Source organism: Massilibacteroides sp., from assembly GCF_028705895.1.
In the GTDB taxonomy this organism is placed as follows: Bacteria; Bacteroidota; Bacteroidia; order Bacteroidales; family Tannerellaceae; genus Massilibacteroides.
On record NZ_JAQWCQ010000009.1, the window covers coordinates 25,849 to 47,999 of the forward strand.

23 protein-coding genes are annotated in these 22,151 nt (G+C 40.0%); 5 read left to right on the plus strand and 18 right to left on the minus strand.

The genetic code is table 11. The annotated features are described in order from the left end of the window. Positions 1 to 85: 85 nt before the first annotated feature. From PHT93_RS03740 to PHT93_RS03755, 4 genes are read right to left on the minus strand one after another with little or no spacing between them, the layout of a single operon-like run. The gene (locus tag PHT93_RS03740) at positions 86 to 772 is read right to left on the minus strand and encodes a GNA1162 family protein (RefSeq protein WP_300239640.1); all 687 of its coding nucleotides are present in this window, start codon (positions 770 to 772) and stop codon (positions 86 to 88) included. Continuing rightward, positions 769 to 1,119 carry a DUF4810 domain-containing protein gene (locus PHT93_RS03745; RefSeq protein ID WP_300239643.1) on the minus strand — a complete coding sequence of 117 codons (351 nt, stop codon included), beginning with the start codon at positions 1,117 to 1,119 and terminating at the stop codon, positions 769 to 771. Before PHT93_RS03745 ends, PHT93_RS03740 begins: the two co-directional genes overlap by 4 nt. 14 nt (positions 1,120 to 1,133) lie before the next feature. Beyond that, positions 1,134 to 1,466: a hypothetical protein gene (locus PHT93_RS03750; protein WP_300239645.1), complete on the minus strand. Its 333-nt coding sequence runs from the start codon at positions 1,464 to 1,466 to the stop codon at positions 1,134 to 1,136. A 5-nt stretch (positions 1,467 to 1,471) separates the two neighbouring features. Next, positions 1,472 to 2,461 (minus strand): CsgG/HfaB family protein, encoded by a 990-nt coding sequence (locus PHT93_RS03755; protein ID WP_300239647.1) that lies wholly within the window; start codon positions 2,459 to 2,461, stop codon positions 1,472 to 1,474. 126 nt (positions 2,462 to 2,587) lie between these two features. Here PHT93_RS03755 and PHT93_RS03760 point away from each other — a divergent pair, with 126 nt between their 5' ends. Both PHT93_RS03760 and PHT93_RS03765 read left to right on the plus strand, forming a co-directional pair. Next, complete coding sequence (locus PHT93_RS03760; RefSeq protein WP_300239649.1) at positions 2,588 to 3,238, plus strand: LysE family transporter; 651 nt, start codon at positions 2,588 to 2,590, stop codon at positions 3,236 to 3,238. 1 nt (position 3,239) lies between these two features. Further along, entirely contained in the window at positions 3,240 to 3,884 is a 645-nt protein-coding gene (locus tag PHT93_RS03765) for a carbohydrate-binding family 9-like protein (protein ID WP_300239651.1), read from the plus strand. A gap of 73 nt (positions 3,885 to 3,957) precedes the next feature. On the opposite strand, the gene PHT93_RS03770 is transcribed toward PHT93_RS03765, so the two are convergent. The 14 genes from PHT93_RS03770 to PHT93_RS03835 all read right to left on the minus strand — a co-directional run bounded on the left by PHT93_RS03770 (position 3,958) and on the right by PHT93_RS03835 (position 18,951). Beyond that, positions 3,958 to 4,980, minus strand: a complete 1,023-nt coding sequence (locus tag PHT93_RS03770; RefSeq protein ID WP_300239654.1) for a 2-oxoacid:ferredoxin oxidoreductase subunit beta — start codon at positions 4,978 to 4,980, stop codon at positions 3,958 to 3,960. A gap of 3 nt (positions 4,981 to 4,983) precedes the next feature. After that, entirely contained in the window at positions 4,984 to 6,837 is a 1,854-nt protein-coding gene (locus PHT93_RS03775) for a 2-oxoacid:acceptor oxidoreductase subunit alpha (RefSeq protein WP_300239656.1), read from the minus strand. Positions 6,838 to 6,935: 98 nt separating this feature from the next. Beyond that, entirely contained in the window at positions 6,936 to 8,144 is a 1,209-nt protein-coding gene (locus tag PHT93_RS03780) for an alanine dehydrogenase (protein ID WP_300239658.1), read from the minus strand. Continuing rightward, positions 8,144 to 8,671, minus strand: a complete 528-nt coding sequence (locus PHT93_RS03785) for a shikimate kinase (protein WP_300239660.1) — start codon at positions 8,669 to 8,671, stop codon at positions 8,144 to 8,146. Before PHT93_RS03785 ends, PHT93_RS03780 begins: the two co-directional genes overlap by 1 nt. A gap of 74 nt (positions 8,672 to 8,745) precedes the next feature. Beyond that, positions 8,746 to 10,188: an MFS transporter gene (locus PHT93_RS03790; protein WP_300239662.1), complete on the minus strand. Its 1,443-nt coding sequence runs from the start codon at positions 10,186 to 10,188 to the stop codon at positions 8,746 to 8,748. Between the two features lie 388 nt (positions 10,189 to 10,576). Beyond that, positions 10,577 to 11,017: a hypothetical protein gene (locus PHT93_RS03795; RefSeq protein WP_300239665.1), complete on the minus strand. Its 441-nt coding sequence runs from the start codon at positions 11,015 to 11,017 to the stop codon at positions 10,577 to 10,579. Between the two features lie 73 nt (positions 11,018 to 11,090). After that, the gene (locus PHT93_RS03800; protein ID WP_300239667.1) at positions 11,091 to 11,792 is read right to left on the minus strand and encodes a helix-hairpin-helix domain-containing protein; all 702 of its coding nucleotides are present in this window, start codon (positions 11,790 to 11,792) and stop codon (positions 11,091 to 11,093) included. Between the two features lie 33 nt (positions 11,793 to 11,825). Beyond that, positions 11,826 to 12,479 (minus strand): ABC transporter ATP-binding protein, encoded by a 654-nt coding sequence (locus PHT93_RS03805; RefSeq protein ID WP_300239775.1) that lies wholly within the window; start codon positions 12,477 to 12,479, stop codon positions 11,826 to 11,828. 92 nt (positions 12,480 to 12,571) lie between these two features. Then, on the minus strand, positions 12,572 to 13,303 hold the full coding sequence (locus PHT93_RS03810) for a LytTR family DNA-binding domain-containing protein (RefSeq protein WP_300239670.1): 732 nt from the start codon (positions 13,301 to 13,303) through the stop codon (positions 12,572 to 12,574). Continuing rightward, entirely contained in the window at positions 13,303 to 14,382 is a 1,080-nt protein-coding gene (locus PHT93_RS03815) for a histidine kinase (protein WP_300239673.1), read from the minus strand. Before PHT93_RS03815 ends, PHT93_RS03810 begins: the two co-directional genes overlap by 1 nt. Before the next feature lie 19 nt (positions 14,383 to 14,401). Further along, a complete protein-coding gene (locus PHT93_RS03820) occupies positions 14,402 to 15,622 on the minus strand; it encodes an ABC transporter permease (RefSeq protein ID WP_300239675.1) in 1,221 nt (406 codons plus the stop codon). A gap of 2 nt (positions 15,623 to 15,624) precedes the next feature. Continuing rightward, positions 15,625 to 16,389, minus strand: coding sequence for an ABC transporter ATP-binding protein (locus tag PHT93_RS03825; RefSeq protein ID WP_300239678.1), 765 nt, complete (start codon positions 16,387 to 16,389; stop codon positions 15,625 to 15,627). Between the two features lie 8 nt (positions 16,390 to 16,397). Continuing rightward, positions 16,398 to 17,603, minus strand: a complete 1,206-nt coding sequence (locus PHT93_RS03830) for an efflux RND transporter periplasmic adaptor subunit (RefSeq protein WP_300239681.1) — start codon at positions 17,601 to 17,603, stop codon at positions 16,398 to 16,400. Positions 17,604 to 17,631: 28 nt separating this feature from the next. Next, the gene (locus PHT93_RS03835; RefSeq protein WP_300239683.1) at positions 17,632 to 18,951 is read right to left on the minus strand and encodes a TolC family protein; all 1,320 of its coding nucleotides are present in this window, start codon (positions 18,949 to 18,951) and stop codon (positions 17,632 to 17,634) included. A gap of 398 nt (positions 18,952 to 19,349) precedes the next feature. On the opposite strand from PHT93_RS03835, the gene PHT93_RS03840 reads away from it, so the two are divergent. Genes PHT93_RS03840 through PHT93_RS03850 form a run of 3 tightly spaced genes read left to right on the plus strand, consistent with a single transcriptional unit; the run spans position 19,350 to position 22,147 of the window. After that, positions 19,350 to 20,225 carry an ABC transporter ATP-binding protein gene (locus tag PHT93_RS03840; RefSeq protein WP_300239685.1) on the plus strand — a complete coding sequence of 292 codons (876 nt, stop codon included), beginning with the start codon at positions 19,350 to 19,352 and terminating at the stop codon, positions 20,223 to 20,225. Between the two features lie 14 nt (positions 20,226 to 20,239). Further along, positions 20,240 to 20,911, plus strand: a complete 672-nt coding sequence (locus tag PHT93_RS03845; RefSeq protein WP_300239687.1) for a hypothetical protein — start codon at positions 20,240 to 20,242, stop codon at positions 20,909 to 20,911. Positions 20,912 to 20,923: 12 nt separating this feature from the next. Then, the gene (locus PHT93_RS03850) at positions 20,924 to 22,147 is read left to right on the plus strand and encodes a DUF4857 domain-containing protein (RefSeq protein WP_300239689.1); all 1,224 of its coding nucleotides are present in this window, start codon (positions 20,924 to 20,926) and stop codon (positions 22,145 to 22,147) included. Positions 22,148 to 22,151 lie beyond the last annotated feature (4 nt).

Sequence of the window (22,151 nt, forward strand, 5' to 3'; positions counted from 1 at the left end):
ACAACAAAATCAGCACAAAAATATAAAGGTTATTTTCGGAAATATAAAGGATATTTTTGCAAAAATATCCTTTATATTTTTTTATTTATTTTATTGTCGCTGAAAACTCTTTATTACCGGCAGATGTTTCCTTGTCTTTTTCATAATTGGGGTGATAAACTCCTGCAGGCAAATCAGACAAGGTGTAATTATTCGCCGAGCGAGCCGCGTTAATCGGATTTGTTGCCGCCGTTGCCAGTGCATCGACAGCCATTCCGACAAGCATTCCCGCTAACCCTCCGCTCGTATTGTTTGTCGATAAATCATAAATAATCTTTCCCCTACGGGAAAAGAGTTCAGAGTTATCTTTCGTAGATTTTAATATGTACTCTACTTCTACTGTTATATTTGCGGTAAGAGCAGCCTTCTCCCAACGATGAATAATGGTAAACAGAAGTGCATCTGCCCCCAGAACATCCCCGAATTGTTTTAGATTTCCATCAATAAACATTTCTGAATCATAAGCACTTTCGCTCTTAAACATCTCCATAGTAAGAAAAGAAGGCAAGACATAATATCCTCTCTCTGCCATCGGACGGGCAAACGTGGTATAGAAGAATTCTTTAGCCTCTACATTATTTGTCTTATTGATGGGGGGCATTGCTGCAATAGCCATCGGATGGTTCTGATAAAGAGTCCCGTAGGCTTGTGCTTTTGTCATTGTACTTTGCGTAGTAGTACAAGACGCGAAGAATAAAACTCCGAAACAAACTATAAGTAGATACCTCATCATTCTTCTAATTTTTTAATGATTCGAGAAATAAACGTTGACGATTCGGGATAGAGTGCGATTTCTTGTTTCAGCATCTGGATTCCTTCCTCCTTTTTCCCTTTCTTAATCAGGAGGAAACCATAGTCTGCTGAAATTCCGGGAGGCGGCACTTTTCTTAATCCGGTTTGCTTGTTGATCATCACTTCGTATGAAGCTAATAATTCATCCAGATTTTTTTCCGTATCTTCTTTCACATAATCATAAGAGCGTCTTTCATAGTCGCTCCAGGAATACAGGGTCTGTTTGGTTGAACAACTTACGCAACATAAGCCGATCAACAAAACTCCCGCCCAAAAGTGTTTTTTCATATACTTAAGCTGTTTTAGGGTAGTTCAATGCGCTTCGTTTCCTGCGTGGAAACAATGATTTCTTTATCGTATAATGTTTTGTTCTTATAGACGACTTTCAAGTGTCTCTTGCCACTTTTGATTACATAAGTATCACCTTTCACGGTGCTTGGGCGCACTTTGTTAACTTTTGCTTTAAAAGGAGCATTATCATCAATATACACTTGTACACCATCACTGTATTTGTCGGTCGTACCTCTTACGAATGACAAATAAGCCTCGTTCTCAAGACCTCTTGTCTCCGTAGTTCTACCAACGGAACAAGCAGCCAGTGTAATAACAGAAAAGAATAAAAGGCATAATTTCATTTTCATCACTTTTCCTCCTCAATATAATATTTTTCTATATTCTGCGGATCGATAGCCCCTTGCGTAAACTCTACGATTGAGAATTCATTCTGCGGGTTATCTCCTTCTGTTAAGACTACTTTCACCCGGGCTACTTCTTTTCCCGGTAGTTCAAGCATCATTCCGGTTTGCGGATTTTTTACAGTCCGCCCTTTTTCCTTTACGAGAAATTCATCTCCGGTTTCGATTCCCTGACTTTTGCCGCCGCTAATGAAATAATCACCATTATCTACAGTCAGGAAATAAGCCTTCCACGGCCTGTCCATTAAATTAGAAATAATATTTTCCGTCAATTTAGATATCGCAGCAGAAATCGCTTTATCACTCAATGTCGCATCATAATCAGCAGACGCACCCACTCCAAGCGTTGACTTGCTTTTTAGCTCTGCCTCGCCTTTCGCTTCTTCAGAATAGATAATCTGACCGGTTTTAACATCGATCATACGGATCGTAACGGCAGCTTCGGCTATTTGAGTTTTCGTCCTTGAGATAAGATTCGCGTCTCCCAGATTCTTCCTTCCGAACTCCGTGATCGAACCAACGATCAGATAATCTGCTCCTACACTCGAATAGTCACCTCCGTTCTTTTGGCTTTCTTCTATGATCTTATCCAGATCAGCACGTTCTAATAACAAGAACTTATCACTCATCACTAATTTATTCGAAAGAATATCAAGTGCTTGTTTTGCCATCGGATCATTCTCTTTGTCATAAAAGATACCTTTTCCGTACTGGGTTTCGTTTGTGAATCGGCTTATCGCAACCTTTCGCTTCAGAGATTTTGTCTGAGACTTGCTCTCTTCTGTCTGCAATTCTACTTTGTGGTCTTTTGTCTGAGCATAAAGAACCATACAACAACTACACATCGCAAACAGCAGCGTTCGTTTGAATATCTTGTTCATCTTCATAATTAATTTATTCAAAAGTTCTGAGTTTTTCTGTTTAATATCGATCATCAAATGTATCATTTTTTTGAAAATAAAGATTTAAAATATAATGAATTTCACAGAATATTTTCGCATTCACCTTTTTTAAGGGTAATGAAACGTATCTTTGTAGCATATTTTGGTTATAATAAATGAATGATTGATATAATTTATATAGGGGTTATAATAGGAGTTTTAGTCTCTGCTCCCATGGGACCTGTCGGTATTCTGTGTATTCAACGAACACTGAGTAAAGGGCGGCTTCACGGTCTTGCAACCGGTGCGGGAGCTGCTCTTTCCGATGTTATTTATGCCTCTGTCACTTGCTTGGGGATGGGTGTGATTATTAATTTTATTGAAGCCAATCAAGCACCATTACAACTATTCGGGAGTATCATCCTTGGGTTTTTCGGATACTATATTTACCGTTCCAACCCGATGAAGGGGCTAAAAAGACAGGGGGATCGTAAATTATCTTATACACAAGACTTTCTGACTTCTTTCCTGTTAACTTTCAGCAATGTTTTTATCGTATTTCTATATATTGCCTTATTTGCCCGTTTTGGATTTGTCTTACCTGAGCATTCTATCTGGATATCAATTTGTGGTATTGGAGGAATAGGCGTTGGCGCTATGTTGTGGTGGCTTGTTATAACCTATATCGTATCCAAACTGAGACGATGGTTTAATATAAGAAGCATCTGGATGTTGAATAAGATTGTGGGAATTATTATTATCTTAGTCTCATTAATTGGATTACTCTCTATTTTTTACATACGACCTGAATACCTTTTAATTTTTTTGTAACATGAAAACATTTAAAATTCCGAACTTACCTGCATTAGATGTGCTTGATTTGTCCTCTGTTGATTATTTTTTAGAAAACAAGGCGCTGAGATTGAATATAAATACGGTGAATTGGGCGGAATTTCCTTATCAGCCGATTGTCATTGTTGATGTGGCACGTACGGATAAGAATTTATATTTACGCTATTTTGTTAAAGGTAATTCATTGAAAGCATCTTATGTTGAAGATGGTTCGCCGGTACACAAAGACAGTTGTGTAGAATTTTTTGTGAAAACGCCGGATAGTCCGCATTATTATATCAATTTTGAATTTAATTGTATAGGCACCTGTGATGCTGCATACCGGGAATCCAGAACGGAAAAAATCGGGTTTGATGAGAAAGAATATATGTCAATCAGACGCCATTCATCATTAGAAGTCAAACCTTTTGACGAACAAACAGGCGTTTTTTCTTGGGAACTGACAGTCTCTATTCCATTCGGGTTGATAGGGCTGGATTCCAAAGATTTGCCGGAAAAGATATTGGCGAATTTTTATAAATGCGCTGATGATACGCAGTATCCTCATTTTCTGAGTTGGGCACCGATCAATTTACCCGAACCAAATTTCCACTGCCCCGAATTCTTTGGAGAGTTGTATTTATAGGATTGACACCACAAAAAAAAGAGGTTGTCTTCTGAAAAAACAACCTCTTCATCATATCTTTCAACTGTAAGATTTATTTTACCTCCCAGATTTCACCTTTCATCAGAAAATCGCGAAGTTTACGGGTAGGATTCTTTGCCTGTACCTCCTTCACTTGTTGGTCAACACATTGATCATATACCGGCGCTTCAACATCACGAATTACACCCAGTGCAATTGGCAGGTCGTCTTCATTCGTCATCATTGCCAACATCATATGCAAGGTATTATCTTTTGTATGTGCATCGTGTACGAGAATGTTGTCTAAGGTATAACCATCTTCTCCTATTGTTACCGCTTTCAGTTTTAGTCCTTCCAGAACGATTCCTTTATTGGCTTCTTTACCGAAAATCATTTTTTCTCCATGGCGAAGGAATACCGTACGATCTGCACGAAAATCTTTATCGGTAATATTTTTATGAATACCATCATTGAAGATCACGCAGTTAACCAACACCTCTACAACAGAAGCTCCTGCATGTTTTGCTGCATCAGCTAAAACGGCAGTCGTATTCTTCAGATCCACATCTACTACACGGGCAAAATAGTTACTTCTTGCACCAAAGGCAAGTTCTGCAGGAATAAACGGATCTTCCACCGTTCCATAAGGAGAACTCTTGGATACGAATCCACGTTCCGATGTTGGGGAGTACTGTCCTTTTGTCAAACCATAAATACGGTTATTGAACAATACAATATTAATATCTACATTACGGCGTACAGCATGAATAAAATGGTTTCCTCCGATAGCCAGACAGTCGCCATCACCTGTAATAAGCCATACGTTCAGATCCGGATTGGCGGTCTTCACTCCGGTAGCAATCGCTGCTCCACGACCATGAATAGTATGGAATCCATATGAATTCATATAATAAGGCAGACGAGACGAGCAACCGATACCGGATATTACAGCCATATCTTTAGGTGGAATATTCAGCTCGGCCATCGCTTTATGCAAACAATTCAGTACGGCGTGGTCTCCACATCCGGGACACCAACGTACGTATTGGTCACTCTTATAATCTTTTGCTTGATATTTGATTTCTTCCGTTTCCATAAATTAAGCCTCCATTATTTTAGTGAACTCTTCAATCAATCTGGTCACATTAAAGGGTTGCCCTTTTATGCGATTGAACTGATAAGGAGTAAATCCGGGTATTTTACCTCGCAGATATTTGGCGAACTGGCCTGTGTTCTGCTCTGCAATAACAACCTTCTTATATTTTGTGAGAACTTCTACTGCATTCTTCGGAAGAGGGCTGATGAATTTAAAGTGTGCCAAAGCAACTTTCTTTCCATTCTCATGCAAACCTTCCATTGTCTCATATAAATGTCCGTATGTTCCACCCCATCCAACGATCAGAAGATCAGCATCGGCATCCCCTACTACATCAAGCTCGGGAATAAAGTTTGCTATTTTATCGATCTTCTCCTGGCGTGCCATTATCATTTTCTGGTGGTTTCCGGGATGCGTAGAAATTGCACTAGTTTCAAAGTCTTTTTCCAATCCGCCAATCCGATGTTCGAAACCTTCCATACCGGGTATAGCCCAGTAACGAACCATTGTTTCTTCATTTCTTCTATAAGGCTTCCAATCTGCTTCACCGTTATATTCAGTTGCATATTGAGGCTTAATTTCAGGATACTTATCCAAGTCCGGCAGTCTCCATGCGGAAGAGCCATTGGCAATAAAACCATCGGTCAAGAGAATAACCGGAGTCATATGTTCAACAGCTAATTTACCTGCCCAGAAGGCGGCATCAAAACAATCTGTAGGAGTAGTTGCTGCAATAACAACGATCGGGCTTTCACCGTTTCGTCCGTAAAGTGCCTGCAACAGGTCGGTCTGTTCACTCTTTGTCGGCAAACCAGTTGATGGGCCACCACGTTGAACATCTATAATGACTAAAGGCAACTCAGCGATCATTGCAAGTCCGATAGCTTCACTCTTCAAAGCAAGACCTGGTCCTGAAGTAGATGTTGCAGCAAGATTTCCGGCAAAACTGGCTCCGATTGCGGTACAGATACCGGCGATTTCGTCTTCTGCCTGAATCGCTTTTACGCCTAATTCTTTACGTTTAGATAATTCATGTAAAATATCCGTAGCCGGAGTAATCGGGTAACTACCGAGGAATAGTTTCATTCCCGCTTTTTCAGCAGCCGCGATTAATCCGTATGATGTAGCTGTATTTCCGTTTATGTCAGTGTAGAAACCAGGCTCAGCCTTCTTGCCTTCAATACGATAAGTAGAGACAGCGGCATGGGTATTATGTCCGAAGTTATAACCGTCGGTAAGCGCTTTAATATTTGCTTCGGCTATCGTCGGCTTTTTAACAAATTTATTTTGCAGCAAATGCATAGCTTCTTCCAGCGGACGCTCGAAAAGCCAGCAAACAAGCCCAAGCGCAAACATGTTTTTACAGCGTAATGCTGATTTATTATCCAGACCAAAGTCGGCCAGTCCTTCCTTTACAAAAGTAGAAATTGGCGCAGCAACCAACTGGATACTGTTTAACCCTAATTCAGCAAACGGATTGTCTGTTGTGAATTTCGCTTTCGCCAAATCCTTTTCCTGAAAAGAATCCGTATCGATAATAACAATCGAGTTGGGTTTCAGGATACCGACATTCACCTTCAGTGCTGCCGGGTTCATCGCTACTAATACGTCGGCTTTGTCTCCTGGTGTAAACACTTTCTTTGAGCCTAAATGTACCTGGAACCCTGAAACACCACTAAGGGTTCCCTGAGGTGCGCGAATTTCTGCCGGATAATCCGGAAATGTAGATATTTCATTCCCGAATATCGCCGACAGAGTCGAAAAGATTGTTCCGGTCAGTTGCATTCCGTCTCCCGAGTCACCCGAGAAACGCACGACCACCTTTTCCAGAGTTGTGACTTTCGTTTGTTCTGCCATAGATTAAAATATTAGCTTTCCCTCTTGGTTTTTTTATGTGTGTTAATACTATTTACAAAGTAACTAATAAACTTCCCGAGCACAAAATCTTTTCCGGCTCAAAAAGCGGACAAATAGATATCTAAGTTATTCGACAACAAGTTGAAATGATTAGACACGTAATTATTTACTGGCTTTCCGCCATACATATAAATTCCCGAACGAAAACAAACGTCTGCTTTGATCGCAGTCTGAATCGTTCCCATATCTCCTAACAAGAAAATAAGCGGTGAAATAATATTGCTGAATGCCATCGATGTTGTCCTCGCCACATAGTTGCTTATATTCGGTTTACAATAATGCAATACCCCATACTGCTCAAACACACTCGGATCAGAGACAGACAAACAGCAGGTGGTTTCGAAACAGCCTCCCTGATTAATTCTGAGATCAATCACTAAAGCCCCTTTTTTCATTATCTGTATCAATTCTTCCGCAATGACATACCGACGACGTGAGTTTATATAACGCATTGCACCGACCACTACATCAGCACTTGCAAAAGCATTTCGTAACACATTCGGATGGAAGTTAGAAGTAAAAACCCCTTGTCCCAATATCTGTTGAATCGTTCTTAACTTATTTATATCGTCATCAAAGACCTTTACCGTTGCCCCCAATCCTAATGCGGCACGGGCAGCTACTGTTCCGGCATTTCCTGCGCCGATAATTACCACCTCGGTAGGGGGTACACCTGGAATTCCTCCGAGCAAAATGCCCTTTCCACCTCTCGTATTACTCAACAGCTCTGCAGCAATCATAACCGATGCTGTTCCTTCTATTTCTGAGATAACATTCAGGATGGGTGCTCTATGGTTGTCATCGGTAATCAGTTCGTAGGCAAATGCATTTATTTTCTTACGCATCATACCTTCATAAGATTCATTCGAAAACAGATTGAATTGAACCATAGAAAACAAAGTAGAGCGAGGTTTCATCAAGGCTACTTCCTTTGGTAATGGCGGGAGTATCTTCAAGATAAAATCGGCCTGATAGACGTCCATCGCCGTAGGCACGATATCGGCCCCGGCTTCTGCAAAATGATTGTCCGAATAATTGATTCCTAATCCCGCGTTTGTTTCTACCAAAACCCGATGACCGCATTCTACAATCATACCAACAGCTTCAGGTGTTAAAGCAAGCCGCCTCTCTTCCGGATTAAGTTCTCTGGGAATACCTATCAACAAACGATTATTTACCTTTCTCAGCTCCTCCAGAAGTTCCTGAGGGATATAGGCTCCTTGTGTTTGTTTTTGGCTTTGTATCATTATTGGTTTAAAATATGCTCTAATGCAACAGCAATTGTCTGAACATCAGATTCGGTTAACATCTTCTCTGCTTCAAAGATAATAGATGCCTGTAAATAGTACGGCTCTCTTTTTTGTAAGCTTTCATCGATAAACCGGAGTAACTCATCTCCTGATTTATTCTGCAAAACAGGCCTTGTTTGTTTACATAGTTCCAATCGTTTAGTCAATTCTTCAACGGAAACTTTCAGATAAACTGTTTTTCCGGCCTGATTCATAAACGCCATGTTATCAAAAAAGCAAGGACTTCCGCCGCCTGTAGAGACTAAAACGTCTTCAAACTCCGCGACCTCATGAAGCATCTTCTTCTCGATCTCGCGAAAAGCTTCTTCTCCTTTTTCCGCGAACAATTCCCTTACGGTCTTATGGTAGCGGGCTTCAATATGCAAGTCCAGATCTATGAAAGATAATCCCATACGACTCGACAATTGTTTGCCGACAGTCGTCTTACCTGCACCCATATAACCAATCAGAAAAATACGCCTCATTCCATTAACATGAATGTTTATGCAAATGTATGTTTTTTCCTTTAACCAAGTATGGTTAATCCAGACAAAATCAATTAATGTGATTCTGGCTCAATCATTTTACTGGTTATTCGATTATAAATAAACAATGCCAACGCTGCAATAAGTCCGATTGCAAGCAACACCATCCATAAGCGGGAAGGATGATAGGTATCCCAAAGAAGATTGGTCAATTCGTGTGGGGTTAGGTTCACCTGACGGGCAACCTCTTCAAAATAAGCGTTTGTTGATAAACCATCCTGAATCTGTAAGCCTTTCTGAACCGCAAAATCCCGGGTAAGAGTAACCTTATCAGAGATATTCTGATAAACGCCTCCCGAAATATATCCTGCCATAAAATTTCCCAGGCAGACAGGTATAAAAGAATAACCCATATAAAGAGCTTTCTTGTCAGACGGAGCAATACGACCGATGTATTCTGTGATTTTAGGAGAACTCGCCATTTCACCCAAAGCAAAAACAAGAATGGCGACAATCGTAAACAGTACATTCTGGGAAGCAAAAGACAAGGCCATGCCAAATGAGCAGACAATAATTCCTGAAATCATAGAGTTCAGCGGTTTCATTTTCATTACGATACTTGAGACCATGATCTGGAATAGGATAATGTACATGGCATCAAAGTTTGTGATAAACTCCGCATCCATTACACCAGGAGCAGGACTATAGTTTGCACTAAAGAACGGAATATAAACGGAAAAGAAATTATACAATGCAGAAGTATCCACCCATTGTGTTATAAAGACGGGCAGAGTGAAAAATAACTGATGATACATAGTCCAGAATCCTGCAATAATAATAAGAAACAGCAAGAACTTGGTATCTTTTACGATACTGCTCATATTCCGGAATATTACACCAAATGTTTTCATCAGAGAATCCTGATTTTTCTCTTTTTCGTCTCGTCCGGGTTCCTTATAAAATAACAGCATTATAAAATTCAGAGCGATTATACCGGCAGAAACATAAAAAATTAAATGAGAACTTCCTTTAAAGAGCAACGTAACCATCGGACCGATAAAAGCTCCTATGTTTACCATCATATAAAATATCCCAAAACCAATAGATGACGTTTCTTCAGTAGTTGTTTTGGCTATTGTAGCAGATATAACAGGTTTGAACAAGGCGGCTCCGATTGCCAGATAGAGATACATCAGGAAGACAGCCACATAAGAAGAAAAGAGAGGAAGCAAAAGGAAAGCCGATGTATATATACAGAAAGCTAAAAAAAGCACTTTCCGATACCCGTATTTATCTGCTATTGCGCCCGTCAGAACCGGAAGAAAATATAGAATACCCGTTCCGAACCCCATTAAAAGACCTTTCTGGCTTTGGGAAAATTCCAATCCACCCATATCGGACGAACCGGTAAGATAATTGGCGAATAACATGAAAAAGCCGTACCAGGCCCAACGTTCTAATAATTCAATAACATTGGCTACCCAAAACGTACGCGGGAATTTACTAAAGGTGCTCATTATTTCTGTTTTATTATTAATTCTCACAAAAATAAAACAAAATGACGGGGCAACCAATCAAAATCTTTCAAAAAAACAAACAACAAAGGTCAAGGCGTAACTCATCTTCCCATTAAAAGGACACTTTGCTGATTTGTATTTGCCAATTAGTTTTTATAATAGACAGATCAAATTGATTCTAAATTGTTTACGCTTAAATTCTGGAGGCAAATAGTAGTTTTATAAATTTTGAGGCTCTTCAACTTTCGTTTCCAAGCGCCTCAACTTTCAAAACCAGGCGCCTCAACTTTCGTTTCTAAGCTCCTTAAAAAAGAAATTGAAAAGACATCCCAGCAGTTTTTTCGCATTAACTTGTTTTTTTAATAATATGTCCTCTATTTTCGAACAATTATTGTTCGGGAAGAATCCCGGAAAGGTCTGTCGATTCCCCTTCACCTATACGAACAATTTTATCTACGACATAACGGGAATAGCCTCTCCATGGGATTGAAGCAAAGTATTCTTTATAATGTAGTTCAACCGTTTTACCTCCTGCGCGCATCAATTCCTCTGCGATAACTTTATCTTCTATGGAGAATTCAAATTCATTGGACTGAATTCCTCCGGGTTTGTTAGACCAGATACCGGATTGAATCAGCTTTCCTTCATAAGTTTTAAAGAGCATTCCTTTATAAACAACATAATTCAGTTGTCCGGTTTTTACCCCTTCACCGTAAGGATAGTAATATCTTATTCCAACAAACAGAATTAAAGCTATTGTAATAATAACCAAAGAAAAATTTCGGAATTTCTTCCACCATGATTTCAACTTACTGGTTTTTGTTTCCATTTCGATTTGTTTTAAAACTATTGTTTGCAAAGATAAGCGGAAGAACGGGATTATAAATAAATACTAAGCTACATTATTCGAATGAGATATAAGGGATCAGCTTTTTTTGATCGTTTTCTGTAAATTCTTCAAGCAATCGCAGATTCTCCCAGCCGGATAATTTGCCTTTTCTGTCACGTAGATTTGTGATTACACGTACTTGTTTTTTGTTCAGGTAAGGATGTCGCAACAATTCTCCGAAAGCAAGATCATTTATTCTTAACTTCTGCAGTTTTGTCGTATCAACGGTAAACCAGGGGCAGAGACTTTTGTATTTTTCTTCATCTATTCCATAGACTTCCCGAAGTTGCTGCACGGAATAATAGCCACCTAAGCGATCTCTATATTTAGAGATTCTGTTTGCAAAAGAAGAACCAATACCCGGTATTTTCTTCAAGATTATCGTGTCCGCACTATTTAATTCTATGATTGTTCCTTTGGAATATTTTTGCGTATAGCCCGGAACAGGTTTGGATAATTTCGGTTTTGGCGAAAATTTGGGTTTACTCAAGACTTTTCTTTCTACACTTTGCTGTTTCGGAATGGAGTCTTGTGTTATGCTAATGCTGTCCTCTCTTTTATAAACGATCTGATCGGTTTTCTTTTCCTCGTATCTTTCTATAGAATAATAGTCCTTTAGAATAAGTAATAATAAAGACAACGAGATAATACCAAGAAGAAGCGTCAAAGCACGCCTCTCTCCTTTGGAGAAATAAAAAAAGTCTTTCCAACTCATGTGTTAAGGTTTATTGGTTCAGAAACAAACGTTTTATTTTGAAATAATTCCGTCTTTCATGTGGATAATGCGATCTGTGTCGGCCGCTAATTGTTCATCGTGGGTTACGATAACGAATGTTTGTTTCATCTGATTTCTGAGATCAAAAAATAAAGCATGAAGTTCTTCTTTGTTTTGGGTATCTAAGCTACCCGACGGTTCGTCTGCCAGAATAACAGCCGGATTATTTATTAAGGCACGGGCAACAGCAACACGTTGTTTTTCCCCACCGGATAGTTCCGCCGGTTTGTGAGACATGCGGTCTGACAATTTCAGAAAGTCTAATATCTCTTTGGCTTTTTTCTCTGCAACATTCGCTTTCTCTTTGGCAATATGAGCGGGAATCATTACATTTTCTAACGCGGTAAACTCAGGGAGTAATTGATGAAACTGAAAGACAAAGCCGATATTTTTGTTTCTGAAAGCTGCAAGATCTTTTTCTCCGAGCCGAGCTGTTTCCATTCCATTAATAATTAACCGTCCGCTGTCTTGCTTGTCCAAGGTACCGATAATCTGTAACAAAGTTGTTTTTCCCGCACCACTTGGTCCGACAATCGCGACTATCTCGCTTTTATTAATTGTCAGGTCAATTCCTTTCAGGACTTGCAGAGAGCCAAAACTTTTCGTAATCCCTTCCGTCTGTATCATTTCCATTGTATATGCTGTATTATAAACAGATGAAATGCAAAAGTAATAAAATGCAGGTATATGAAGAGGAAAGAAGGGTAGTTTCTCTGTTTTTAAGAGAATAACGAATATTTATTCAGAAATTCCATAAAAGCTTGTTTATAGCTGTCGGAAATAGGGATATAGGTTTTCCCGAATACGATCCGATTCCTCTCAATTACTTTTATTTTCTGTGGCTGGACAATAAAAGAACGGTGAACACGGATAAAACGATTATCCGGCAGCATCTCTTCCATTGCTTTCAGGCTGATTAATGACAATATAGGATGAGCTTCGTCTTCAACATATATTTTCACATAATCTTTCAGTCCCTCGATGTATATTATTTTCGAAAGTTCTATTCTTACTAATTTATATTCCGTCTTGACAAATATACTTTCTACTTCTGCGCTTTGAGGCTCTTGCTCCAATGAAGGTTTACGCAGCAACTCATACCACTGAAGGGCTTTATTGGCCGATTTCAGGAAATCAGGATAACTAATCGGTTTTAGCAGGTAATCCAAAGCATTTACTTTGTAACTATCCAGTGCATACTGGCTGAATGCTGTTGTGAAAATTATCCGTGTCTCTTCTTTTATAATTCGTGAAAATTCCAGGCCGTTAAGTTCCGGCATTTGTATGTCAAGAAACAGTAAATCGACTGGTTGCTTTGTCAGCTCGCCAACAGCATCTAATGCACTGTTATATGTACCTTTTAGCTGCAAAAAAGGAGTCTTCAACACGTAGCTTTCAAGCAAACTGACAGCTAAAGGTTCATCATCTATAATTGCACAGGTTAGTTTCATCAGGCCGTTAATATGATGGATAATTCACTCTTATACACCTCTCCTTCTCTTCCATACTGAAGAGAATACGTCTCGGGATAGAGCAATGCCAGGCGTTTTTCAAGATTAGGCAATCCGATCCCCGAGCCACTCTTATCTTGTTGGTCCTTCGGGAAAAAGCTATTCTCTATAACGCAATCCAACTCTTTGTTCTTTTGTGTGATACGAATATGGATGAATGAGGGCTTGCTATTACTTATTCCATGTTTAAATGCATTCTCTATCAGAGTAATAAATAGCAAAGGGGCTACTTGTGCCTCTTCATTCTCGATATTAATTTCCGTCTGTAATTCTACATTTTTAGCCAGGCGAATACGCATTAGCTCGATATAGTTGCTCACAAAATCAAGTTCCTTGGCTACAGAAACAAAAGGCTGACTGCTTTCATAAAGCACGTAACGAAGCAGTCGGCTTAGTTCATGTATTGTTTCCTGAGCTTGTTCAGGGCTTAAAGCGATCAGACTATAAATATTATTCAATGTATTGAACAGAAAATGTGGATTCAGTTGACTTTTGAGATTCGTTAATTCAGCTTCCGCCCTACTCTTTTCAAGATCTTTCCGCATAGTTTCCATCTGAAACCAATTTCCCGTCATCCGTATGGCAACACTCAACACGATTACTGCCGAATACATGAAAAGATTCCTTAACATGAAACCAGCCATCTGTATGGTATCATGCTCTCTTTTACCTTCGGTTATCACATATTCCGGAGGGGGAAGTTGCTGCATGATCAGATGCACGATAGACATAACGGCCAGCGCAAGCAGCAGGTTTGAAAAAATAAACTTCCAGACTTGTCCTGCCGTAAGAAAACGCCTGATCAGATAGAAGTAATTAGAATAAAAAACAATCGCAAAAGAAGCGACTATAATACAGTTACGAAAGAAAAAGTCCGGTGTAACGGAGAACTCACTTCTTCCCGTAAAGAAGAATGGAATCCACAAAGGTATTGTCCACACCGCCACATGAATCAGTATTCCGATTTTCCGAACCAACGGAGCCGTCGTCTGACTGATGTTATTCCTTTTTTCTTTCATAAGACACAAATATATTAAATCATTCGTAGCGAATGGCTTCTATCGGATCTAATTGTGCTGCTTTCTTCGCCGGATACCATCCGAAGAAAATACCGGTCAACGTACAAACGGCAAATGACAAGAACACGCTCCAGGGTTGTATGTAGATCGGGAACCGGGCTACACCGTTTACAATTAAAGAGGCTCCAACACCGAGAATAACACCAATCAACCCTCCTGTCACACTAATAAGAATAGACTCGATAAGGAATTGTGCCAATATATCCCGTCCTTTTGCTCCGATACTCATTCGCAGTCCGATTTCTCGTGTACGTTCAGTAACGGAAACATACATGATGTTCATAATCCCAATACCACCTACAAGGAGAGAAATACCAGCCACAGCCGCAAGTAAAACCGTCATCATATCCGTTGTGCTTGTCAACATGTTGCTTAATTCCTGTTGACTACGAATTGTAAAGTCATCATCATCGGTCGCTTTTAACTTGTGGTTGCGGCGTAGTATTTCTGAGATTTCATCAATGGCCTGATCTGTATATTCTTCTTTCAGAGCAGAACAAGTAAGGCCCTGCAGGTGGGTGATGGCCAGGATTCTTTTTTGGATAGTTGTGTACGGAGCTAAGATTAGGTTATCCTGGTCCATCCCCATGCTGTTGTAACCTTTACTCTCCAATGTTCCGATAATGCGGAACGGTATTTTATTAAATCGTATTACTTTTCCTACAGGATTTTCTCCGTTCTTGAAGAGTTCGTCAATTACGGTTTTTCCCACAACGCAGACTTTGGCTGCGGATTGAATGTCCTGTTCCGTGAACATATCTCCCTCTTCTACTTTATAGCGACGGATATCTAAGTATTCCGGGCTTATACCATAAATTGTGGAGGGAGTGTTGTTGGCTCCGAAAATAACCTGTCCGCTGCTGTTTACTGAAGGAGAAACGGCAGATATATAGCGTGTTTCGTTCACTATATCTTCGTAATCTTTCAGTTTTAACGTCTCCATGGCAGAAGCATCTTGTCTTACTCCACCACGAATATCAGCTCCGGGTTGTATCATAATCATATTTGATCCCATCTCACTGATCTGGGATTGGATACTTTTCTTTGAACCCTGTCCAATTGCGAGCATAGTAATCACCGATCCAACCCCGATGATAATCCCTAACATGGTCAGGAATCCACGCAATTTATTATTTGCTAAAGCCCTTAGGGCAATCTTTATTAAATTCGTCCCGTTCATGCTTAGTCGTCGTTTTTAGGCAGTTTGGCTAATGCTTCGGCTGCTGAAAGTATATTATTGTTGTATGTATCACTCACTACGCGTCCGTCCTTCAGCGTAATATTCCGACTGGTATAGCAGGCTATTTCCGGATTGTGGGTGACAAATATAATAGTACGTCCTTCGGCGTGTAACTTCTGGAACAACACAAGTATCTCAAAACTGGTACGTGTATCCAAGTTTCCCGTCGCTTCATCCGCAAGAATTACAGCCGGACTATTAACCAACGCTCTGGCAATTGCAACACGTTGCATCTGTCCTCCGGACATCTGATTACTTTTATGATTAAGTCTATCCCCTAACCCAACTGCAACCAACGATTCTATCGCTTTTTCTCTCCGTTGTACAGCATTAAAAGACGGATTATACATCAGCGGCAATTCAACGTTCTCAATAGCTGTCGTCTTGGGCAAAAGATTGTAACTCTGAAATACGAAACCAATCTTTCTGTTGCGAAGCGTGGCGCGGGCATTCTTTCCCATACTACGAACGGGTGTTCCATCCAGATAGTATTCGCCTTTTGTAGGAGTATCAAGACATCCCAACGTGTTGAGCAGTGTACTCTTCCCTGATCCGGATGTTCCCATTATGGTTACGAATTCTCCTTCGTTGATCGTAAATGAGACCCCTCTCAGCGCGTGTACTATTTCTTCTCCCACATGGAAATCACGTGTGATCCCCTCCAGTCGAATAATTTCCCGTTTATTTGTTGTAAATGTCTTATCCATGTTTGCTGTTATTCTTTTGATTGACTTTTCCGGTTATTATTTCCTCCCGGAGGGCTCGGCATAAATGGACTTTTTTCGGCAGAAGCTGTTGAAGTTCCTTTGGAAACTGTTTTTAGTTCAACAACTACTTCTTCTTTATCGGTCAGACCTTCCGTAATTTCCGTCAGGCTACCGCTAACAGCTCCCGTCGTTATCACTTTAGGAACTAAAGTCTGTCCATTTTTCTGCCACACAATCTTTTTCCCAGAAGGAGCATCAGAATTTCCTTCCACATTGATTCCCATTTCGCTTAGCAATTCAACATCAGGAACAAATCTCAATGCCTTAGTTGGAATGGTAAGTACGTTGTCACGTTCTAAAGTATAGATGGAAACATTTGCAGTCAGCCCCGGTTTTAATTTCAACTCAGGATTATAGGCACTGATTACCACTTCATAAGTCACAACATTTGACTCCACAACAGCTTCAAGTCTTACCTGCGTAACAGCTCCTTCAAACACATCATCCGGATAAGCATCGACAGAAAATTTCACATTCTGACCTTCTTCAACAGTACCTATATCTGCCTCATCCACATCGGCAATAACACGCATCTGCGTTAAATCGTTAGCTATCGTAAATAAAGTCGGCGTACTAAATCCGGCAGCAACAGTCTGTCCTTCTTCCACAGCTCTGTTAATAACAACTCCATCTATCGGACTCAGAATCGTTGCATATTCCAGATTTCGTTTCACCTTAATAATATTGGCTTTACTCTGCTCATAACTGTTTTTTGCTCTTTCGTAGTTATAAACGGCCGTTTCGTAATCCGTATCACTTATAAGTTTCTTTTCATACAAGACTTTACTACGGGAAAAATTCTTCTCCTGATATTCAAATTCTGTTTTGCTGCTTGCCAGACTTGCCTGATTCGAGGCCAGTTCCGCCTGCAGATTAACTTTATCCATCTCCGCCAGTAGTTGTCCTTTTTTTACTACACTATTATAGTCAACATAAAGCTTGTCGATGATACCGGATACCTGTGTACCTACTTCCACTTCTACAACAGGCTCTACAGTTCCTGTTGCTGTTATAACATTGGAAAAAGTACTCCTCTCCGTTGCAGCAGTCTCTAATCTAACGGATTCTCCTGAAGGCTTTTTAAGAAAGAAGAATAGAACCCCTCCAACTATCAACAGGACAATAACTCCAATACTGATCTTTCGCTTGTTCATATCGTTATTTATTTTTCGTAAGCATTGTTTATAATTTCTCGTCAACCGTTTTTTTCTGATAGATATTAAGAAGCTGGATACTCATTACAGCCATGTATTTGGTCTGTAAAAGCTCTTGTTGAGCACTCAGCCAGTTGCTCTTCTCAGTCAGTAACTCCAATGTGTTCTTCATACCTAAAAAGAATTGTTCTTCTGTTTGCCTGTAACTTTGTTGTACCGCATTTAATCGGTCTTCCGCAGAGAGGTACTGTTCCTGAGAAGAGGTGGCATCGAGATAAAGTCCTTCTACTGTCTTCAGTAGTGCTTTCTGTGTGTTTAATAGTTCTAACTGACTGGTAGTAACAGCCAGTTTTGCTTTATTCACTGCTGTTTTGTTTTCTCTGTTAGAAAAGATGGGAATACTAACCGTTAATCCTACACTTTCGCTAAACCTGTCCCATAGCTGATCTTTAAATGTAATCCCTGTTCCGGAGGAATGTCCGGTTCCAATTCCTGCACTTAATGACAGAGAAGGGAGATAACCTGCTTTTGCCTTTTTAATTTCTAATTCTGATATCTCAACATTTAGTTTACTGCTTTTCATTTCCGGCATGACCGACAAGGCGGTATTGTATATTTCCTGCTTGTCAGAAAGCGGAATCATAACATCAGCCGAAGTCAGTTCAGGAATTTCCAGTTCAATTTCTTCCTCAATGTCTAATTCTAATAATTGTTTTAATTGCAATTTGTAATTTGCCAGATTTTTTTCTGCGACAACCAACTGATACTTATCCGTACTGAGTTGACTTTCAATCTGTGATAGATCTACTTTAGAAATAGAACCGGCTTTGTACAATTCTTCTGAACGATCACGCTGAGCTTGGGAAACATCAACAGTGCTTTTATTTATAGCTACCGCCTCATTCGCATATAACACCTGCATATATGCCTGGATCAATGCAATCCGAATATCATCTTCGCTTTGTTCAATGTTCAGATGATCAGCTTGTGTCTGTAAATCTTGTTGCTTGATTGCATTCAGACGTTTACCCCCATCAAACAATTTCAAACTTGCATTTACTCCGTAACTCCCCGTATAACTATTATTATCAGCTACATTAGAGGAGGGGTAGTTTGAGAAATTATGAGAACTTGATGCAGACAAAGAAGGAAAGAGTTGTGCCTTCGCCTGTTTTAGGTCTTCTTCACCCGACAAAAGGCTTACTTTGCTTTTCTTAACCTGAATATTATGTTCTAATGCATAATCCAAACATGTCTTTAATGTCCACGTCTGCGGTTTCTCCTGCGCAATCATGCTTAGAGGAAAGAGCAAAAGGAAAAAACAGAATATAAAATAATACCTTTTCATGTTCATGCGTTTGTATTTTCTAAAAGTTGATGTGGCAAAACTATAATACCGCTCTTCCTCTTACAAACACAATCTACACAGAGCCGGGAAGCATAGACAGAAACGTTTCTTTTATCGACGAATAAGGATACCTGTTGGAGGGACTCTTTTATAATAAATATATGTAGGATCATCCGTGTATAACTCCGGATAAATTGGGGAGGATCTTGTTCACCTGTTCAAAGCATAGTAACACAAAAAAAAATATAAAGGTTATTTTCGGAAATCAGGGCATTTTTGAGACAAAAGAAAGAAATACCTACATGTTGGTATTTTCGCATTATTAATAATGAAGTACTTTTGCTTACCCTGAATGTTGTTTAATCTGAACAGTACGTTGGGGTGATTTAATTAATCTTATGGACACAATCATTGAATGTGATAATATCACGCACTATTATGGTAAGCGGTTGATTTATCAAAATCTGAATTTTGAAGTTAAAAAAGGTAAGATTTTAGGCCTTCTTGGTAAAAACGGAACCGGAAAGACGACAATCATCAATATTCTTAACGGCTATCTTAAACCGCGTTCCGGCGTTTGCCGTTTGTTTGGTGAGGATATGGAGCATATCAGTCCGGCTACGAAAGCCCGTGTGGGGTTACTCTTGGAAGGACATATCCAGCACACTTACTTTAATGTGGAACAGATAGAACATTTCTACAGTCAGTTTTTCCCAAACTGGAAACGGGATGCGTATTATGAATTGTTGAAGAAACTGCAGGTTACGAGAACGCAGAAATTAAGCACCATGTCTTGTGGGCAACGTTCTCAGGTAGCCCTTGGATTATTGTTTGCGCAAGATCCGGAATTACTTATTTTAGACGATTTCTCGATGGGGCTTGATCCGGGCTACCGTCGTCTTTTTGTGGAGTTTCTTAAAGAATATGCAACGGCAGAAGGGAAAACAGTTTTCCTCACGTCGCATATCATTCAGGACATGGAAATGCTGATCGACGATTGTATTATCCTGGACTACGGGCGTATATTACTTCACCTGCCCACAAAAGAAATCATGGAAAACTTCCGCCGTTTCCGCTTTTCTGCTGAGGCAAACGAAATCTCTTCTCAATCAGATCTCTGGAACACTCAGAAGATCGGTTCGGAATGGGAGACTTATTCTTTTCTGCCGACAGCGGAAGTGGAACAACGACTGGCTGCTTTCGGGGCAAACAAACTGACTGAAGAACGAATATCTCTGGAGGATGCCTTTATCGGGCTGACAGGAAAATACTAATAAAGAAACGACTTATGTATAAAGCATTATTTTATAAAGAATGGACAAAAACAAAACGAATCACGTCACTTCTTGCGTTCGTTTTTCTGGCTTCATTGATTTATACGTTTATTAATACCGGACAGTTATTTCGGGTCAGCGGAGCTGTCGAAGTATGGTCGGCTGTTTTGCTAAAGGACATGCCTCTCCTTCCAAACTGGATAGATAAGCTTCCTTTGTTGGCCGGTTTGCTGTTAGGCTTCTCCCAATTTGTTCCTGAAATGACGGACAAGAGATTAAAACTGACTTTACATCTGCCTTTGCCGGAAACGCGCATTGTCGCAACGATGTTGGTTTATGGGCTATTGGTTTTGTTTAGCTTGTTATTCTTTTCTTCTCTTATTCTGGTGGTTTATCTTTCCTCTTATTATCCGCAGGAAATCATCGCGATGATGTTATGGTCAGCAGCGCCCTGGTTTCTGGCCGGGCTGACGGGCTACTTGTTTGCTGCCTGGATCTGCATTGAGCCGGTATGGAAACAGCGTGTATTCAATGCGCTTATTGGCGTTACTGCCATGTTGCTCTTTTTCTTTTCTGCCCGTTCCGGAGCTTACGTGTTCTTTCTGCCTTGGTTGGTTCTGTTGGTTTTTATTAGCTTCGGATTTCCGTTTTATTCGGCTTCCCGATTTAAAGATGGTGCTCAATAAATTGTCTTTGTCATGAAATATAAAAATATAATATCTCTTTTTATTCTTCTTCTGATTACCGTTGTCGGACTGTGGGGAATCCCTGTACTTGTAAAGAAAGCGACCTATTCTCCGGATGATTATCCCTTCGTATATTTTAGTTCTGGATTGAAAAAGATTGCCTTGATCGATTATAAAAACAAAGAGTTTCCGATGTCGGATATTGACGGGAATAAATACAACACTGCGGCATTCGATACACTAATGCCTTTCCTGAATTTTCGCCAATTGATGTCGGACGGACGACTGCCGGAAAAGATTGAAGGAATAGAGATTACACCTCAATTATTACGTTCAAAATCGGTTGTCTATAAATACATGCCGAAGTATGTCGATGTACCTGTTACCGGTTTGTATATTCTTTTCGAATCGATGCCGAAACGTGTTGGTCTCAAGATGCCGGACGATGTGTTCAGGATGAAAGATAAAATTGAGTTTATCGATGCGAAAACAAATCAGGTAAATCAGGAAAAAAGTGATCGTTTCGCCAAAGAACTACAAAAACGGGGCTACACATTCCCGACGCAGTGGGCGATCGGAAATCCGAACCCCCGTAAACCGTATGACGAAGGTTATTTCTGTTTAGATGCAAAAGGAGAACTGTTTCATATTAAGATGGTAAACGGACGTCCGTTTATCCGCAACACGGAAGCCAGCAAGACCGTAGATATTGCCTCTTTTGCCATTCAGGAAGTCTCCGACAAACGTTATTACGGATATCTTTTCAGCAAACAAGGAGAAACATATATTCTGGAAAGTACGGATGGGAAATATACTCCCGTTAAATTAGACATTCCGGCATTCGATCTTAAAAAAGATCAGTTGATGATTATGGGTAATCTTTTATACTGGACTGTTCAGATAGCAAAGGAAGAAGGACGGGATTATTATATACTGAATTCTGATGACCTGAAAAGTATCGACCATCATCATATTGATAGGACAGGAAGCAAATGGGACACTGTTTCGAAGTGGTTATTCCCTTATTTTCTTACCTTTGACTCTCCGGACAGCGAATTTCTTTATCCAAGAATTCATTTTACCGGTTTTTATGGATTTGCCGCTCATGCGCTTCTTGCCGCAATCGGTGTTGCTTTGTTCAACCGTCGCCGCCTGTTTAGCGCAGTGTTTATACTCATCTTTGGCGTAGCAGGTTTAATCGGACTTCTGTTACAGCCGAATTATAGAAAACAATAAATTA

Bases quoted from the DNA above. Each gene is read 5' to 3' on its own strand.
- PHT93_RS03740 (WP_300239640.1), bottom strand. From the start codon at position 772: ATGATGAGGTATCTACTTATAGTTTGTTTCGGAGTTTTATTCTTCGCG.
- PHT93_RS03745 (WP_300239643.1), bottom strand. From the start codon at position 1,119: ATGAAAAAACACTTTTGGGCGGGAGTTTTGTTGATCGGCTTATGTTGC.
- PHT93_RS03750 (WP_300239645.1), bottom strand. From the start codon at position 1,466: ATGAAATTATGCCTTTTATTCTTTTCTGTTATTACACTGGCTGCTTGT.
- PHT93_RS03755 (WP_300239647.1), bottom strand. From the start codon at position 2,461: ATGATCGATATTAAACAGAAAAACTCAGAACTTTTGAATAAATTAATT.
- PHT93_RS03760 (WP_300239649.1), top strand. From the start codon at position 2,588: ATGATTGATATAATTTATATAGGGGTTATAATAGGAGTTTTAGTCTCT.
- PHT93_RS03765 (WP_300239651.1), top strand. From the start codon at position 3,240: ATGAAAACATTTAAAATTCCGAACTTACCTGCATTAGATGTGCTTGAT.
- PHT93_RS03770 (WP_300239654.1), bottom strand. From the start codon at position 4,980: ATGGAAACGGAAGAAATCAAATATCAAGCAAAAGATTATAAGAGTGAC.
- PHT93_RS03775 (WP_300239656.1), bottom strand. From the start codon at position 6,837: ATGGCAGAACAAACGAAAGTCACAACTCTGGAAAAGGTGGTCGTGCGT.
- PHT93_RS03780 (WP_300239658.1), bottom strand. From the start codon at position 8,144: ATGATACAAAGCCAAAAACAAACACAAGGAGCCTATATCCCTCAGGAA.
- PHT93_RS03785 (WP_300239660.1), bottom strand. From the start codon at position 8,671: ATGAGGCGTATTTTTCTGATTGGTTATATGGGTGCAGGTAAGACGACT.
- PHT93_RS03790 (WP_300239662.1), bottom strand. From the start codon at position 10,188: ATGAGCACCTTTAGTAAATTCCCGCGTACGTTTTGGGTAGCCAATGTT.
- PHT93_RS03795 (WP_300239665.1), bottom strand. From the start codon at position 11,017: ATGGAAACAAAAACCAGTAAGTTGAAATCATGGTGGAAGAAATTCCGA.
- PHT93_RS03800 (WP_300239667.1), bottom strand. From the start codon at position 11,792: ATGAGTTGGAAAGACTTTTTTTATTTCTCCAAAGGAGAGAGGCGTGCT.
- PHT93_RS03805 (WP_300239775.1), bottom strand. From the start codon at position 12,479: ATGATACAGACGGAAGGGATTACGAAAAGTTTTGGCTCTCTGCAAGTC.
- PHT93_RS03810 (WP_300239670.1), bottom strand. From the start codon at position 13,303: ATGAAACTAACCTGTGCAATTATAGATGATGAACCTTTAGCTGTCAGT.
- PHT93_RS03815 (WP_300239673.1), bottom strand. From the start codon at position 14,382: ATGAAAGAAAAAAGGAATAACATCAGTCAGACGACGGCTCCGTTGGTT.
- PHT93_RS03820 (WP_300239675.1), bottom strand. From the start codon at position 15,622: ATGAACGGGACGAATTTAATAAAGATTGCCCTAAGGGCTTTAGCAAAT.
- PHT93_RS03825 (WP_300239678.1), bottom strand. From the start codon at position 16,389: ATGGATAAGACATTTACAACAAATAAACGGGAAATTATTCGACTGGAG.
- PHT93_RS03830 (WP_300239681.1), bottom strand. From the start codon at position 17,603: ATGAACAAGCGAAAGATCAGTATTGGAGTTATTGTCCTGTTGATAGTT.
- PHT93_RS03835 (WP_300239683.1), bottom strand. From the start codon at position 18,951: ATGAAAAGGTATTATTTTATATTCTGTTTTTTCCTTTTGCTCTTTCCT.
- PHT93_RS03840 (WP_300239685.1), top strand. From the start codon at position 19,350: ATGGACACAATCATTGAATGTGATAATATCACGCACTATTATGGTAAG.
- PHT93_RS03845 (WP_300239687.1), top strand. From the start codon at position 20,240: ATGTATAAAGCATTATTTTATAAAGAATGGACAAAAACAAAACGAATC.
- PHT93_RS03850 (WP_300239689.1), top strand. From the start codon at position 20,924: ATGAAATATAAAAATATAATATCTCTTTTTATTCTTCTTCTGATTACC.